This is a genomic window from Halomonas sp. (assembly GCF_034520545.1).
GTDB lineage: Bacteria > Pseudomonadota > Gammaproteobacteria > Pseudomonadales > Halomonadaceae > Halomonas.
On record NZ_JAXHNN010000009.1, the window covers coordinates 39,403 to 54,095 of the forward strand.

Annotated in this window: 14 protein-coding genes; 12 read left to right on the top strand and 2 right to left on the bottom strand. The window is 63.8% G+C overall.

What is annotated here, in order from left to right:
• Positions 1 to 103: 103 nt before the first annotated feature.
• The 3 genes from U5L98_RS05185 to U5L98_RS05195 all read left to right on the top strand — a co-directional run bounded on the left by U5L98_RS05185 (position 104) and on the right by U5L98_RS05195 (position 2,577).
• Complete coding sequence (locus U5L98_RS05185; RefSeq protein WP_322557284.1) at positions 104 to 670, top strand: NnrU family protein; 567 nt, start codon at positions 104 to 106, stop codon at positions 668 to 670.
• Between the two features lie 172 nt (positions 671 to 842).
• Positions 843 to 1,520, top strand: a complete 678-nt coding sequence (locus tag U5L98_RS05190) for a DUF4396 domain-containing protein (RefSeq protein WP_322557285.1) — start codon at positions 843 to 845, stop codon at positions 1,518 to 1,520.
• A gap of 139 nt (positions 1,521 to 1,659) precedes the next feature.
• The gene (locus U5L98_RS05195) at positions 1,660 to 2,577 is read left to right on the top strand and encodes a cation diffusion facilitator family transporter (RefSeq protein ID WP_322557286.1); all 918 of its coding nucleotides are present in this window, start codon (positions 1,660 to 1,662) and stop codon (positions 2,575 to 2,577) included.
• A 14-nt stretch (positions 2,578 to 2,591) separates the two neighbouring features.
• Here the strand turns inward: U5L98_RS05195 and U5L98_RS05200 are convergent, their stop codons facing one another.
• The gene (locus tag U5L98_RS05200; RefSeq protein WP_322557287.1) at positions 2,592 to 3,374 is read right to left on the bottom strand and encodes a TSUP family transporter; all 783 of its coding nucleotides are present in this window, start codon (positions 3,372 to 3,374) and stop codon (positions 2,592 to 2,594) included.
• A 31-nt stretch (positions 3,375 to 3,405) separates the two neighbouring features.
• Positions 3,406 to 4,308, bottom strand: coding sequence for a LysR family transcriptional regulator (locus U5L98_RS05205; protein ID WP_322557288.1), 903 nt, complete (start codon positions 4,306 to 4,308; stop codon positions 3,406 to 3,408).
• 179 nt (positions 4,309 to 4,487) lie between these two features.
• On the opposite strand from U5L98_RS05205, the gene U5L98_RS05210 reads away from it, so the two are divergent.
• The 9 genes from U5L98_RS05210 to U5L98_RS05250 all read left to right on the top strand — a co-directional run bounded on the left by U5L98_RS05210 (position 4,488) and on the right by U5L98_RS05250 (position 14,691).
• Positions 4,488 to 5,999: a CoA-acylating methylmalonate-semialdehyde dehydrogenase gene (locus tag U5L98_RS05210; RefSeq protein WP_322557289.1), complete on the top strand. Its 1,512-nt coding sequence runs from the start codon at positions 4,488 to 4,490 to the stop codon at positions 5,997 to 5,999.
• A gap of 71 nt (positions 6,000 to 6,070) precedes the next feature.
• Positions 6,071 to 7,747, top strand: coding sequence for a GMC family oxidoreductase (locus U5L98_RS05215; RefSeq protein WP_322557290.1), 1,677 nt, complete (start codon positions 6,071 to 6,073; stop codon positions 7,745 to 7,747).
• A gap of 200 nt (positions 7,748 to 7,947) precedes the next feature.
• A complete protein-coding gene (locus tag U5L98_RS05220) occupies positions 7,948 to 8,154 on the top strand; it encodes a cold-shock protein (protein WP_040185674.1) in 207 nt (68 codons plus the stop codon).
• Between the two features lie 201 nt (positions 8,155 to 8,355).
• On the top strand, positions 8,356 to 10,125 hold the full coding sequence (locus tag U5L98_RS05225) for an SLC13 family permease (protein WP_322557869.1): 1,770 nt from the start codon (positions 8,356 to 8,358) through the stop codon (positions 10,123 to 10,125).
• A gap of 70 nt (positions 10,126 to 10,195) precedes the next feature.
• Positions 10,196 to 10,864 carry an alpha/beta hydrolase gene (locus U5L98_RS05230; protein ID WP_322557291.1) on the top strand — a complete coding sequence of 223 codons (669 nt, stop codon included), beginning with the start codon at positions 10,196 to 10,198 and terminating at the stop codon, positions 10,862 to 10,864.
• Positions 10,865 to 11,056: 192 nt separating this feature from the next.
• Complete coding sequence (gene trpB / locus U5L98_RS05235) at positions 11,057 to 12,259, top strand: tryptophan synthase subunit beta (protein ID WP_322557292.1); 1,203 nt, start codon at positions 11,057 to 11,059, stop codon at positions 12,257 to 12,259.
• Positions 12,260 to 12,434: 175 nt separating this feature from the next.
• A complete protein-coding gene (locus tag U5L98_RS05240) occupies positions 12,435 to 13,718 on the top strand; it encodes a diguanylate cyclase (RefSeq protein WP_322557293.1) in 1,284 nt (427 codons plus the stop codon).
• A 78-nt stretch (positions 13,719 to 13,796) separates the two neighbouring features.
• Positions 13,797 to 14,018 carry a hypothetical protein gene (locus U5L98_RS05245; protein ID WP_322557294.1) on the top strand — a complete coding sequence of 74 codons (222 nt, stop codon included), beginning with the start codon at positions 13,797 to 13,799 and terminating at the stop codon, positions 14,016 to 14,018.
• Positions 14,019 to 14,025: 7 nt separating this feature from the next.
• Entirely contained in the window at positions 14,026 to 14,691 is a 666-nt protein-coding gene (locus tag U5L98_RS05250) for a Na(+)/H(+) antiporter subunit B (RefSeq protein ID WP_322557295.1), read from the top strand.
• Positions 14,692 to 14,693: the final 2 nt, after the last annotated feature.

Consider the following 14,693-nt stretch of genomic DNA (forward strand, 5'->3'; position numbering starts at 1 on the left):
GATGCCGTTGCGCTCGACGGCACTGGTCGTGTTCAGGCCAACAGACTAGGCTGGCTGCGGTTTCGTTCCACATTGACCTTATCCCCTGATGGAGACTTCGACCATGACCGTGATGATACTCGGCCTGCTGATCTTTCTCGGTATGCACTCGGTGCGCATCGTCGCCGACGATTGGCGAGCCACCCAGATTCAGCGAATGGGCGAGCTGCCCTGGAAGGCGGCCTATTCGGTGGTTTCTATCATCGGCCTGGCGCTGGCGATCTGGGGCTATGGCCAGATGCGGCTGGACCCCGTGCTTGTCTGGCAGCCGCCGGTGGGCCTGCGCCATGTCGTCTCGTTGCTGATGATTCCTGCCTTCATCCTGCTGGTGGCAGCCTACGTGCCGGGCAACCACCTCAAGGCCAAGCTTGGCCATCCGATGATTCTGGCGGTGAAGCTCTGGGCCTTCTCCCACCTGCTGGCCAACGGCCGGCTGGGCGATATCGTCTTCTTCGGGGCCTTCCTGCTGTGGGCGGTGTTCGACTTCCGCGCGGCTCGTCGTCGTCCGCGGCCGGATACCGCCGCCCCGGGCATGGTCGGCACCGTCGCGACCGTGGTCATCGGCCTGGTGGCCTACTATCTCTTCGCCTTCCACCTGCACATGTGGGTCACCGGCGTGCCGGTGATGTGATCGACTACATCAAGATGGAGCACAACAGCTGCCGGTTCGACTCAATCCTGGGCTACCCGATGCCAAGGGAGATTGAATCGGCAGCTGCGCCTTGGAAATATGTTCGCTCTGACTTGGCCAGACTATGGTCTAGGTTGTGGGTAACTATTTCTAGAAAAGGAGTGTCACACTTATGATTATTGAGGCGATTCAAAACCTCATCGACACTTGGTTGGGACTCGGTACTTGGCTGGCCCTTGTCGTCGCCTGCGTGGCTTGGGTGGTTTACGATCTGCGCACCCGCAACAGCCACATTGCCTCCATGATGCAATGGGTCTGGACGTTGACCGTACTCTACTCTGGCCCCATTGGTGTACTGATCTACCGCTACTCTGGACGCAAACAGATTCCGACGGACAGTTTGTCCCGGAAGGGCTTCCGCTCCGTGGCGCACTGCTATTCCGGCTGCGGTATCGGTGAGATCCTGGGCGTGATTATCTCGGTCGGCCTGTTTGCCATGGGAAATTTCTGGGCTGCCATCATCACTTTCATACTGGCCTACATCTTCGGCTTTGCCCTGAACATCGGTCCCATGATGCAGAACGGCATGCCATTCAAGGAGGCATTCAAGGGTGCGTTCGTAGCTGAAACCATCAGCATTGTCGTGATGGAATCGGTGGCTATAACCACCGACCTGTATCTTGGCGGAAAATCCACCATGGGTGATGCGTTATTCTGGTCTTCGCTCTATGTGTCCCTCTCGCTCGGCCTTTTTGCCGCCTGGCCTGCCAACGTGCTGTTGATCAAATATGGCCTGAAAGGTGGTATGGGTGATCCGAGAAACGAAGAGCAGTCAGCGCACTGTCACTGATATCTCAGTGCTGTCGCTGGCCTGGCTGGCCGGTGGGCTGCTCGTGGCGCCTCTCGTCGGCTGACGGGGCAATCGGCGCAGAGAGACCGCGCGAAGGGTGACAGCTGCGTTATGCTGGGGGCCTGGCAAGGGAGGGCTCATGGCTCACGATCACGACCATTCACATCAAGCCGGGCACGACAGCCAGCGTCGGCTATTCTGGGCGATCTTGCTCACCGGTGGCTTCATGGTTGCCGAGGTGGTGGGCGGCATCATATCCGGCTCGCTGGCACTGCTGGCCGATGCCGGCCACATGCTCACCGACACCGCCGCCTTGGGGTTAGCCTGGTTCGCCGCCTGGATCAGCCGACGCCCGGCAGATGAGAAGCGCAGTTACGGCTACCACCGGGTGCAGACTCTCGCTGCCTTCGTCAACGGCCTGACGCTGATCGCCATCGTGGTGTGGATCGGCATCGAGGCAATTCGCCGTTTCATGTCACCGATGGAGGTGATGGGCATTCCCATGCTGACCATCGCCTTGCTGGGGCTGGTGATCAACGTGGTGGTGTTCGCGATCCTCCATGGCGGAGATCGCGATAATCTCAATATCCGCGGGGCCGCCCTGCATGTGCTGGGTGACCTGCTTGGCTCGGTGGCAGCCATCGTTGCGGCCCTGGTGATACTTGCCACCGGCTGGACGCCCATCGACCCGCTGCTCTCGTTGCTGGTGGCGGCGTTGATCCTGAGGAGCGCCTGGAAGCTGACCCGGGAGTCCGGCCACATCCTGCTGGAAGGTGCCCCGGAGGGCCTGGACGCCGCGACGCTGCGCTGGGAGATACCCGAACAGCTCGAGGCCGTCTGCAACGTGCATCACGTGCATGTGTGGTCACTGACGCCGGGCCGCCATCTGGTCTCGCTGCATGCGGCCATCGATGAGAGCGAGGATCGCGAGGCCGCGCTGCTGGCGATTCGCACCCTGCTGGCGGAGCGCTACGGTCTGGATCATGCCACCATCCAGCTTGAGAGCCAGGGCTGTTGTGCCGATGAACCCGAGGAAGACGCGGGCCGCCAGGGCTGAAGCATGACGGCTGTTCAGCCCGTCGAGCTAAACAGCCCCACCACGCTGACCAGGATGAGGACTCCACCGAGTACCCGGAAGTAGAGGTTCGTTTGGCTGGCGAGCATGTGCTGGTGGGCGCGCTCGCCCAGCAGGTGGCCGATCAGGGCGCAGGGCAGCAGCCACAGCTGGTGGATGAGCTGCAGGTCGACGCCGGCGATCACGAAGGAGACCATCTTGATCAGTACCAGGATGAACCACAGCACGAAGAGCGTATCGCGCAGCTGGTGGACGGCCACGTGGGTGGCAAAGACCGCGACGATCAGCGGGGCACCGATCAGCGAGGTGCCGCTGACGTAGCCGCCCAGTGCCAGCAACAGCGCATCTACCCATCGGTTGCGGCTGCGAAAGGGCTTGTCGAGCACATAGCCGATCGCATAGACCATCACGATCACGAAGATGATGTTGGTCAGGACGTTGCCCGGCAGGGTCAGCAGGCCGACAACCCCGATCAGCTTGGGGATGATCATCACCTTCATCGACTTGAGCAGATAGCCCCAGTCGATATTGCTCTCGGTCGGCGCCTGGCCGCCGTTTATGGCCACTAGCTGTCGGTGGCCGCGCCAGGCGATCCAGCTGGAAAAGATCAACAACTGTATGGCGATGATCGGCAGGAAGACCAGCGGCTCGTCGAGCACCAACAGCAGAAATGGCAGCGACAGCACGGCGCCGCCAAAGCCAAGGCTGGTGCGCACGAAGCCGCTCCATACGAAGATCAGCCCGATCAGCACAAGCTGGTGAATCTCGAGATCGGCCATCAGGGCACTCCTTTCCCGTGTCTAAATGATGTCATGGCGCCAGTGCTCCCCAGACGCCGGTGAGTACTTCCAGCGCCTCGGCGATCACCGCCTCTTCGCCACGGTCGCGTCGCCAGACGAAGCTGAGCGCGCAGGGTAGGCGCATGCCTTCGGCGACCACCAGGCCGCGCTCCTGGCGCTCCGCCATGGCCAGGGCGTCGCGGGCCAGGCTGAGGCCCACGCCGGCTCGCACCAGGTCGAGCATGCAGGCTTCCTGATCTACCTGGGCCACACCATTGGGACCGATGCCCAACGGGTCGAGCACGCCGTGCAGCAGGCGGTGATGGGCGGAGTTCTCGGGCGTGGTAATCCACGGCAGGCTGGCCAGACGGGGCCAGTCGGCGCCGGCCAGGCGGCTGCCCCAGCCGGCCGGGGCGATCACGTGGTAGTGAAAGTGTGTGAGCTCATGGTGGGCGACCTCTGGGATGCCCGGCCCCTCGCCGGGCGGTGCTAAAAAGAAGCCGACATCCAGCTCACCGCGACGCACCCACTCCAGTACGCTGCCGCTCATGCCGTGGTGCAGTTCGGTTTCGAGTTGCGGGGCGCGCTCCACCAGGCGGCGCAGGAAGGCCCCCAGGCGGATGAACTCCGGGTCGACGATGGTACCGATCTTGAGTCGGCCATGCAGCGTGCTGTGCAAGGCACGGGCGCTCTGCTCGAAGGCGGCCATGGCCGCCAGCGCCTTCTCGGCGGCGGGCAGCAGCGCGCGACCATCGGCGGTGAGCTCCAGCCCCTGGGGGCGGCGCTGGAACAACGTGAGGCCAAGGCTTGCCTGAAACTGCTTGAGCTTCAGGCTCACCGCGGGCTGGGTCAGGTGCAGTCGTTCGGCGGCGCGGGAGACGCTGCCTTCCCGGGCCACGGTGACGAAGGCACGCAGGGTCTGGAGGTCCTGCATGGTGTCGCTTCCTCGACATGGAGTGATATCAGCTGAACTTATACGCTGGTTTTGAATTACTCAATTGAACCTGGCGTTGAAGGGGCTAACCTTGGCACCAATGGGGTCAATTCTGTGACTCCCCATCCCCGAAAACGGACGTCCATCCCCGATTCCGACAACGACGAGACGAGGCCGCCATGAGCACAGCCAGTATCCAGCATTATATCAATGGGCAAATGTCAGCCGGTGAATCCGGCCAGCACCAGGCCGTGACCAACCCGGCCACCGGTCAGGTGACCGGCCAGGTGGCGCTGGCCTCCCAGTCCGATGTAGCCACCGCCGTGGCCGCCGCCGAGGCGGCCTTTCCGGCCTGGGCGGATACCCCGCCGATCCGCCGCGCCCGGGTGATGTTCAAGTTCCTCCAACTGCTCAATGAGCACAAGGATGAGCTGGCCCGCGCCATCACTCTGGAGCATGGCAAGGTGTTCAGCGATGCCCAGGGCGAGGTGGCGCGCGGCATCGACATCGTCGAGTTTGCCTGCGGCATCCCGCAGCTGCTCAAGGGCGACTATACCGAGCAGGTCGGCACCGGCATCGACAACTGGACCCTGCGTCAGCCGCTTGGCGTGGTCGCTGGGGTCACGCCGTTCAACTTCCCGGTGATGGTGCCGATGTGGATGTTCCCCCTGGCCATCGCTGCCGGCAACACCTTCATCCTCAAGCCAAGCCCGCTGGACCCCAGTGCCTCGCTGCTGATGGCCGACCTGCTCGCCCGTGCCGGGCTGCCGGACGGCGTCTTCAACGTGGTGCAGGGCGACAAGGACTCGGTGGAGGCGTTGCTCGACCATCCCGACGTCAAGGCCCTCTCCTTCGTCGGCTCAACGCCGATCGCCAACCTGATTTACGAGCGGGGTGCTCGCCACGGCAAGCGTATCCAGGCGCTGGGCGGCGCCAAGAATCACATGGTGGTGATGCCCGATGCCGACCTCGACAAGGCCGAGGATGCGCTGATCGGCGCCGCCTATGGAAGTGCCGGGGAGCGCTGCATGGCGATCAGCGTGGCGGTAATGGTGGGTGACGTGGCCGACGAACTCGTCCCGCGCCTGGCCGAGCGTGCCCGCGCGCTCAAGGTCAAGAACGGCCTGGAGCAGGATGCCGAGATGGGCCCCATCGTCACCGCCCAGGCCCACCAGCGCATCACCGGCTACATCGAGAAGGGCGTGAGCGAGGGCGCCGAGCTGGTCGTCGATGGCCGCGACTTCGATACCGCCGCGACCGGTGAGGATTGCAGCGAGGGTTTCTGGATGGGAGGCTCGCTGTTCGACCATGTCACACCGGAGATGACCATCTACAAGGAAGAGATCTTCGGCCCGGTGCTGGTCTGCGTTCGGGTGCCCGATATCGCCACCGCCATTCGGCTGATCAATGATCACGAGTACGGCAACGGCGTCAGCTGCTTCACCGAGAGCGGCAGCGTGGCTCGCGAGTTTGGTCGCCGCATACAGGTGGGCATGGTCGGCATCAACGTGCCGATCCCTGTGCCCATGGCCTGGCACGGCTTCGGCGGCTGGAAGCGCTCACTGTTCGGCGACACCCACGCTTACGGCGAGGAGGGCGTGCGCTTCTACACCAAGCAGAAGTCGATCATGCAGCGCTGGTCGGATTCGATCAACGCCGGCTCCGAGTTCGCCATGCCTACCCACAAGTAAGTCCGGCCACCCAATGCCCAGGCGAGAGGCGCCGGTTTCTCCTCTCGCCGATTGCGAAGTGAGAGCACGCCATGGCTGAACAACTCCAGGCCAAACAAGAATTCGATTACATCATCGTGGGCGCCGGTACGGCCGGCTGCCTGCTCGCCAACCGCCTGAGTGCCGACCCTGCCAACCGGGTGCTGCTGATCGAGGCGGGTGGCCGTGACAACTACCACTGGATCCATATCCCCGTGGGCTACCTCTACTGCATCGACAATCCGCGCACCGACTGGTGCTTTCGCACCGAGGCCGATCCCGGCCTCAATGGGCGTTCGCTGATCTATCCTCGCGGCAAGACCCTGGGCGGCTGTTCCAGCATCAACGGCATGCTGTATATCCGCGGCCAATCGCGCGACTACGACAGCTGGGCCGAGGCCACCGGTGACGACGCCTGGCGCTGGGAGAACTGCCTGCCTGACTTCATGAAGCACGAGGATCATTGTCGTCTGGATACCGGCGGTGACGGCGACGCGGCGCATCGCGATTACCATGGCCATGGTGGCGAGTGGCGGATTGAGAGGCAGCGCCTCAGCTGGCAGGTGCTCGACGACTTCGCCACCGCAGCCGTGGAGGCAGGCATTCCCCGGACCCGCGATTTCAATCGCGGCGACAATGAAGGGGTCGACTACTTCGAGGTCAACCAGCGCGCCGGCTGGCGCTGGAATACTTCCAAGGCCTTCCTGCGTGGGGTCGAGAAACGCGACAACCTCATGCTCTGGCACTCCACCCAGGTGCTGGGGCTCGATGTTCAGCGAGAAGACGAGGCCGGCCAGGGTGATGAGCCGCGCTGCACAGGCGTGCGCGTCGATCGCGGCGGCGAGTCGATGACGGTGCGAGCCAATCGCGAGGTGATTCTCTCTGCCGGCGCCATCGGTTCGCCCCAACTGCTGCAGCTCTCGGGCATCGGTCCGGCCGACTTGTTGCGCGAGCACGATATTGCGGTGATCCATGACCTGCCGGGGGTCGGCGAGAATCTGCAGGACCACCTACAGATCCGCTCGGTCTACAAGGTGAAGGGCGCGAAGACCCTCAATACCATGGCCAACTCGCTGGTGGGCAAGGCGAAGATCGGTCTGGAGTATGTTCTAAAGCGTTCCGGCCCCATGAGCATGGCGCCCTCGCAGCTGTGTGCCTTCACGCGCAGCTCCGACGAGGTCGAACATCCCAATATCGAGTACCACGTCCAGCCGTTGAGTCTTCCCGCCTTCGGTCAGCCGCTGGATGACTTCCCGGCGATCACGGCGAGTGTGTGCAATCTCAATCCGACCAGCCGTGGCACGGTACGCATCAAGAGCGCCGACCCACGCCAGGCGCCGGCCATTGCCACCAATTACCTGAGCACTCCCGAGGATCGCAAGGTCGCGGCGGACTCGCTGCGGGTGACGCGGCGCATCGCCGAGCAGCCGGCCTTCGCGAAGTACTCACCCGAGGAGGTCAAGCCGGGCCTGGAATATCAGAGTGACGATGATCTGGCCCGCCTGGCGGGCGATATCGGTACCACGATCTTCCACCCGGTAGGCACCACGAAGATGGGGCGCGATGACGACCCCATGGCGGTGGTGGATGCGCGCCTGCGTGTGCGCGGGGTGGCGGGTCTGCGCGTGGTGGATGCGGGTGTCATGCCCACCATCACCAGCGGTAATACCAACTCCCCGACGTTGATGATCGCCGAGAAGGCGGCGCGGTGGATTCTCGACGAGGGGTAATACGGAAGTCATTTGTCTCAATTAGTGTTTGACCTGCGCCCGGCATCGGCGCACTATGCGCGCAGTAGGTTAGCAACTGGAACATCGCAAGTGGTCATCGAAAGCTCATAGCGTCGATCTCCCGGTGTAAGTTTCTTGTTTTACCCACTGCAACTCGGGTATTTCCCGGCACTATCTAACGCTATTCGAGGAATTCGAAAATGGCTACTGGCACAGTTAAGTGGTTCAACGACACCAAAGGCTTCGGCTTCATTTCTCCGGACGACAACGGTGACGACCTGTTCGCTCACTTCTCCGAGATCAAGGCCGAAGGCTTCAAGTCCCTGCAAGACGGTCAGAAGGTTTCCTTCGACGTCACCCAGGGCAAGAAAGGCCTCCAGGCTTCCAACATCCAGGTCATCGGCTGAACGTCGACCGACCCTGATGTGACTGCCTCACCGTAGTGTAAGGCAGTGTAGAGAAAGGCCCGCGAAAGCGGGCCTTTCTCGTTATGGGTGTTCGACTTTTATATTCTATTAAATTATAGATAGATTTCTAAAAATAACTTTTTAGAATATCTAGCGGCGGTCACAATGGAGGCCTTTACCTCTTCGCCACCGGATCTGCCCATGCCGCTGGATGCCTGGCTCTCTCTCGTCGTCGTTACCGCCGTCTTCCCGCTGATGGCCTTCTCGCGACTAGGCCCCGATATCGTGCTGCTTGGTGCGGTGATCCTGCTGCTGACGCTGGGAGTGATCAACCCCGGCCAGGCCCTGGCGGGCTTCTCCAGTACGGGCTTGTTCACCGTGGCCTTCATGTACGTGCTGGTCACCAGCATCCGCGAGACCGGCGGCATCGACCTGATCATCCGCCATGTGCTGGGGCGCCCCCGCAGCGAGGCGCGGGCGCTGATGCGCCTGCTATTGCCGGTGGCCTCGTTGAGCGGCCTTATCAACAACACTCCCGTGGTGGCGACCTTTATTCCGGCCGTGCTGAGCTGGAGCCGGCGCGTCGCCATACCGGCGCATCGTTTGCTGATGCCGCTCAGCTTCGCCTCCATCCTCGGCGGCACCATCACCCTGTTCGGCACCAGCACCAATCTGGTCGTGCATGGCCTGCTGATCGATCGTGACCCGGCGTTAACCATGGGGCTGTTCGATATCGCCTGGGTAGGCGTGCCGGTGGCGGTGGTGGGTCTGGCTTACCTGGTTCTGCTGGGACCGCGGCTGCTGCCGGCGCGGCGCGGGGCGGAGGCGGTCTTCGAGAATCCTCGCGAATTCACCATCGAGATGGAGGTGGATGCCGACGGCCCGCTGGTCGACCGCACGGTGGAGGAAGCCGGGCTGCGCCACCTTCAGGAGCTGTTCCTGGTCGAGATCGAACGTGAGGGCAACATCGTCAGCGTGGTGGGACCGGGTGAGAGACTCAAGGGTGGTGACCGACTGGTGTTCGCCGGTACCAGCGAGGGCGCCGTAGAGTTGCAGCAGATCCGCGGCCTGGTGCCGACCCGGCAGGGCGAGTCGAACCTCGAGAAGGACTTCAAGGAGCGCCGCCTGGTGGAGGCGGTGGTCTCCGACCAGTGCCAGTTCATCGGCCGGCGCATTCGCGACGGTCACTTCCGGACCCTTTATGGCGCCGCGGTGCTGGCGGTGTGCCGCGGCGGCGAGCGGGTCGCTGGCAACCTCGGCCAGATCCGTCTGCAGCCCGCCGATGTGCTGCTGCTGGAGGCGCGCCCGCCCTTTATCGAACGTCATCGCCAGTCACGCGATTTCCTGCTGATCAGCAAGGTCAACGGATCGGCACGCCCGGTCCACGAGAAGGCCTGGCTGGCCTGGGCCATCCTGGCCGGCGTGGTGCTGCTGGCCACTCTGGGCGTGACCAGCATGATGAATGCCGCCATGCTGGGCGCGGCCCTGGCGCTGGCCACCGGCTGTTGCACGGTGGGAGCGGCCAAGCGGGGACTGGACACCCAGGTGCTGCTGACCATCGCCGCCTCCTTCGGCCTCGGCGCGGCGCTGGAAAGCTCGGGGGCGGCAGCCATCCTGGCCGATATGGCCCTGGGGCTGGCCGACGGCAGCCCCTGGCTGCTGCTGGGCGCGGTTTACGTGTTGGTGACCCTGCTGACGTCACTGGTGACCAACAACGCCGCCGCGGTGATCACCTTTCCGGTGGTCATGGCCAGCGCAGAGAATCTCGGCGTGAGTCCGATGCCCTACGTGGTTGCGGTGATGTTTGCCGCCTCGGCCAGCTTCCTGACACCCATCGGTTACCAGACCAACCTCATGGTCTTCGGTCCCGGTGGCTATCGCTTCGCCGACTTCCTGCGCCTCGGCGGGCTCTTGAACCTGCTGACCGCCGTGGTGGCCCTGGCCCTGATCCCGCTGATTTGGCCCTTCTGACGTCGCGCCTCGCCGTCCGCTGGCTATTGCGGTAGGGTGTCGCTTTTTGATCGAGCATGGAGACCTGATCATGAGCCAACCCGATGAATTGATCATCGAGCCGAGAAGCGGCAAGCCCGCTGATGCCTGTGTCATCATCCTTCACGGCCTGGGCGCCGACGGGCACGACTTCGAACCGCTGGTGCCGGCGCTGCCCCTGCCCGACGACGCCGGGGTGCGCTTCATTCTGCCCCATGCGCCCCGTCTCCCGGTGACCCTCAACGGCGGGATGGTCATGCCGGCCTGGTACGACATCAAGGAGATGAGTCTCGACCGTCAGATCGACGTGCCACAGCTGATGGCCTCCGCCGAGCGTATCCAGGCCTTGATGCGGGAACAGATCGCTGAAGGCATCGACAGTCGTCGCATCATCCTGGCGGGCTTCTCCCAGGGTGGCGCAGTGGCCTACCAGGCGGCCCTTTCCTTCGAGTCGCCGTTGGCCGGGCTGCTGGCTCTCTCCACCTACTTCGCCACGCCCGATAGCATCGAGCTTTCCGAGGCCAATCGTGGTCTGCCCATCGAGGTGCATCACGGTAGCTTCGACCCCGTGGTCCCCGAGTCGCTGGGCAAGGCCGGCTTCGAGAAGGTCGAATCGCTCGGCTATCCGGCACGCTATCGCCGCTATCCCATGGCTCACGCGCTCTGCCCGCAGCAGATCAGTGACATCGGCCGTTGGCTCGCCGAGCGACTCGCCCGCTGAGCGTTTTCGTCCGAGTCATTATGGCGGATGCTTCGTGACGGCGACCCAGTCCTCTCCCGATGGGTACCTGGCGTTGATCAACCTCGGGCTCTGGCTGGCGGCCTCAAGCTTCGGCGAAGGTCGTCTCGACAGTTCCGCGGACGCGGGGCAGGATGTCAGGCCATTATTTTGCATGCCGTCAGGATCCAGACCATGAGCACTTCCCCTTTCACCAACCTGCCCGACGCGCGGGGCTATTTCGGCCGTTTCGGTGGTCAACTGATTCCCCCGGCGCTCAAGGCGGTGATGGATGAGATCGACGCCGCCTACGAGGAGATCCGCGTCCGCGAGGACTTTCGTAGCGAACTGGCCAACCTGTTCGCCGATTACGTGGGTCGTCCGAGCCCGATCTTCCATGCCCGGCGGCTCTCCACAAAGCTGGGCGGCGCCCAGATCCACCTCAAGCGCGAGGACTTGAACCATACCGGCGCCCACAAGATCAACCACTGCCTGGGCGAGGCGCTGCTGGCCAAGTTCATGGGCAAGACCAAGGTGATCGCCGAGACCGGCGCCGGCCAGCATGGCGTGGCGCTGGCCACCGCCTGCGCTCTGGTGGGCATCCCTTGCGAGATCCATATGGGCCAGGTGGACATCGAGAAGGAGCATCCCAACGTCACCAAGATGAAGATCCTGGGTGCCACCCTGATCCCTGTAACCCGTGGCACGGCGACCCTCAAGGACGCCGTGGACAGCGCCTTCGAGGAGTACCTCAAGGATCCGCAGCACTATATCTATGCCATCGGCTCGGTGGTGGGGCCGCATCCCTTCCCGAAGATGGTTCGCGACTTCCAGGCGATCATCGGCCGCGAGGCCCGTGGTCAGTTCCTCGAGCGCCATGGCCGCTTGCCGCATCACGTTACCGCTTGCGTGGGCGGGGGCTCGAACGCCATCGGCATGTTCACCGCTTTCCTCGAAGATGACGACGTGCACCTGGTGGGGGTGGAGCCCGCTGGGGAGGGACTCGATACTCAGCGCCACTCCGCCACCCTGACCCTGGGCAGCCCCGGCGAGATCCATGGCATGGCCTGTTACGTGCTGGAGGACGCGGCGGGCCAGCCCATGCCGGTGCACTCCATCGCTTCGGGACTCGATTATCCGGGGGTCGGGCCCCAGCACAGTTACCTCAAGGAGTTGGGCCGAGTCGACTATCAGAGCGCCGATGACGACGAGTGCCTGGAGGCCTTCCTGACCCTGTCGCGGGTCGAGGGGATCATCCCGGCGCTGGAGAGCGCCCACGCAGTGGCCTGGGCCATGCGCGTGGCGCCGACCCTGCCGGCCGGCGAGCATATTCTGGTTAACCTTTCCGGGCGTGGCGACAAGGACGCCGACTATGTGGCGGATCGGTTGAAGCTCTAGTCATGAGAAGACAGTGTCGTTTTGCATGTGCTGCCTGCCATCCTGGGGTAGGGTGTGAGAGATAGGAGGAAGGAGTCTCCTTTTCGAAACCGATGGGTAACTCCCAGGGTGGGGCATGGCACGAATCAGGGACATGTGGCAGACATGGAGAACGCAAAGGGTGGGGCGGGGGTCGTTGGCAGAAGCGCTGCTCGATGACTTCCCGGGTGTCGCTCTGCTCACCGATATTTACGGTGTCATCCTGCGCGTCAATCCCGGTTGCGAGCTGTATATCGGCCATCCCGCCGAGGCCCTGATCGGTCGCCGCATCACCTTCCTCGACGTTGACCCGTTGCATGGCGACATCAGCCATGCCCTGGCTCACTGTGTCGCACGTCGCCGGCCCTGGCAGGGCATGCTGCTGTGTCGCCGGTTCGATGGACGGCTGATTCACCAGGATGGTGTCTTCCAACCCCTTGCCGCTGACGCGAGCGAGCCGTTGCGGCTGCTGGTGACCCTCCATGACGTCACCGAGTTGCGTCAACGAGCCCTGCACGACCACACCCTGCTGGAGCGCCTGCAGGGAACTCTCTCGCGGCTTCCCGGCGTGGTCTTCCAGCTTCGCCAGGATGCCCGGGGCAGGCTCGACTTCCTCTACTTCAGCGACGGGCTGCGAGCGCTAGCCGGCTTGTCCGCTGGCTCGGTGATGCACCGCGCCGACGCGCTGCTGGAGCGGGTCTATAGCGAGGACCGGAAGGCCCTGGCTGCCTCCCTGGCGCAGTCGGCGGTGAGCCTGGAACCCTGGGAGCTGGAGTTCCGTCTCGACACCCCTGAGGGTTTCCGCTGGCTCGAGGGGCGGGCGAGCCCTACTCGCCGTGGCGATGGCATTACCCTCTGGGATGGACTCCTGCTGTGCATCACCTCGCGCAAGCAGGAAGAGCAACGCACCCAGCACCTGGTCAGCACCGACATGCTTACCGGGTTGTTCAATCGCCGGGCCTTCTTCGATTTCGGCGAAGCCGTCCGCGCCCGTGCCGCCCGCCAGGGCCGCTCGGTGCCCCTGGCGATGCTCGACCTCGACCACTTCAAGCGTATCAATGACACCCATGGTCATGCGGTCGGTGACCTGGTTCTGCAGACCTTCGCCATGACCTGTCGTGACTGCCTGCGCCCCTACGATATCTTCGCCCGCCTCGGCGGTGAGGAGTTTGTCGTCATGCTGGTGGACACCTTGCCCGAGGATGCCTGGAGCGTGCTCGACCGCCTGCGTGCCGAGGTGGAGGCGATCGAGCTCGAGGTGGCAGACACCACGCTGCGCATCACGGTGAGCCTGGGGCTGGCGGTGCTGCCGCCGGAGGGCAGCCTGGACCTGGCGCTATCCCAGGCCGACCAGGCGCTCTACCGGGCCAAGCATGAGGGGCGCAATCGACTGGTCGGACCTCTGGACTTTCCCGGGATCGACGAGGGTGAACGCCAATGAAGGGCCGAGTGGCTGGAGAATTGCTGCCGATGTCGGCAGGATAGGGACTATCCACAACGCTACACGAGGAGCATTGCCATGTCCCTGTCGGAAGATTTTCGCTTGCCGGTTGCCTGTCCGAGCTGCGGCAGCCACCTGATGCGGGTTTCACAGGTGAAAAATCCCGATGACGAGGTGCACTGTGCCTCCTGCCATCGCTACATTTGCCTGTGGCATGAGGCCCAGACGATATTGAAGAAAGGGCCCGGCAGCGAGAGCGAGGCGCTGCTCGAAAAGGCGGTCAACCGCGGTAACCGCTGAGTCGACGGTGTCGCTGTCGGGGGAGCTCTTTCCGGCCAGCCTGCTGGTGATCCTGGCGGCGGCTTGTCTCCTGGACCGTCACCTGCTGCGTGCCTGCCTGGCTTTCATAGCCTTCGCGTTACTGATGTCGCTGGCCTGGTGGTGGCTCGATGCACCCTTGCTGGCGCTTGTCGAGGCTGTGCTGGGCGCGCTGCTCACCGGTTTCGCTCTGTTCCACGGGCTGGGCCGTCCGGGTTCCCCGTCCTCCCTTCCTCTGCGTGACCAGCAACGTCGCCCCCGCCACCAGGCCCCGGTTCGCTGGCTAGCCGCCTTCGTCTGGCTGACCCTGGCTGGGGTGGCGGTATGGGGAATTTCGGGAGATGGCGAGCTCGTCGCTTCGGACGAAGCGACGCGACGCCCGCTGTTGGCCACGGGGTTGGTGATCATGGCCCTGGGTCTGTGGGCCTTCGCTTATCACCTGCACCTGCTGCGTCGCCTGCTAGCCTTCAACGTCCTGGGTTCAGGGGTCTTCCTGCTGCTTGCCGGCCTGGCAGGCCCCGGGGGCGAGGTTCAGGGACTGATCCTGGTGGGGTTGGTGGTGGCCCTGATCGGTTCGGTACTAGGTGCAGCGCTCCTGCGTCGTCTATACGCCCTGGACGGTCGTGTGACGCTTGGCGCTGAAGCGGCGGACTAGAC

Bases quoted from the DNA above. Each gene is read 5' to 3' on its own strand.
- U5L98_RS05220 (WP_040185674.1), top strand. From the start codon at position 7,948: ATGGCTACTGGCACAGTTAAGTGGTTCAACGACACCAAAGGCTTCGGC.
- U5L98_RS05185 (WP_322557284.1), top strand. From the start codon at position 104: ATGACCGTGATGATACTCGGCCTGCTGATCTTTCTCGGTATGCACTCG.
- U5L98_RS05230 (WP_322557291.1), top strand. From the start codon at position 10,196: ATGAGCCAACCCGATGAATTGATCATCGAGCCGAGAAGCGGCAAGCCC.
- trpB (WP_322557292.1), top strand. From the start codon at position 11,057: ATGAGCACTTCCCCTTTCACCAACCTGCCCGACGCGCGGGGCTATTTC.
- U5L98_RS05245 (WP_322557294.1), top strand. From the start codon at position 13,797: ATGTCCCTGTCGGAAGATTTTCGCTTGCCGGTTGCCTGTCCGAGCTGC.
- U5L98_RS05190 (WP_322557285.1), top strand. From the start codon at position 843: ATGATTATTGAGGCGATTCAAAACCTCATCGACACTTGGTTGGGACTC.
- U5L98_RS05205 (WP_322557288.1), bottom strand. From the start codon at position 4,308: ATGCAGGACCTCCAGACCCTGCGTGCCTTCGTCACCGTGGCCCGGGAA.
- U5L98_RS05195 (WP_322557286.1), top strand. From the start codon at position 1,660: ATGGCTCACGATCACGACCATTCACATCAAGCCGGGCACGACAGCCAG.
- U5L98_RS05215 (WP_322557290.1), top strand. From the start codon at position 6,071: ATGGCTGAACAACTCCAGGCCAAACAAGAATTCGATTACATCATCGTG.
- U5L98_RS05200 (WP_322557287.1), bottom strand. From the start codon at position 3,374: ATGGCCGATCTCGAGATTCACCAGCTTGTGCTGATCGGGCTGATCTTC.
- U5L98_RS05225 (WP_322557869.1), top strand. From the start codon at position 8,356: ATGCCGCTGGATGCCTGGCTCTCTCTCGTCGTCGTTACCGCCGTCTTC.
- U5L98_RS05210 (WP_322557289.1), top strand. From the start codon at position 4,488: ATGAGCACAGCCAGTATCCAGCATTATATCAATGGGCAAATGTCAGCC.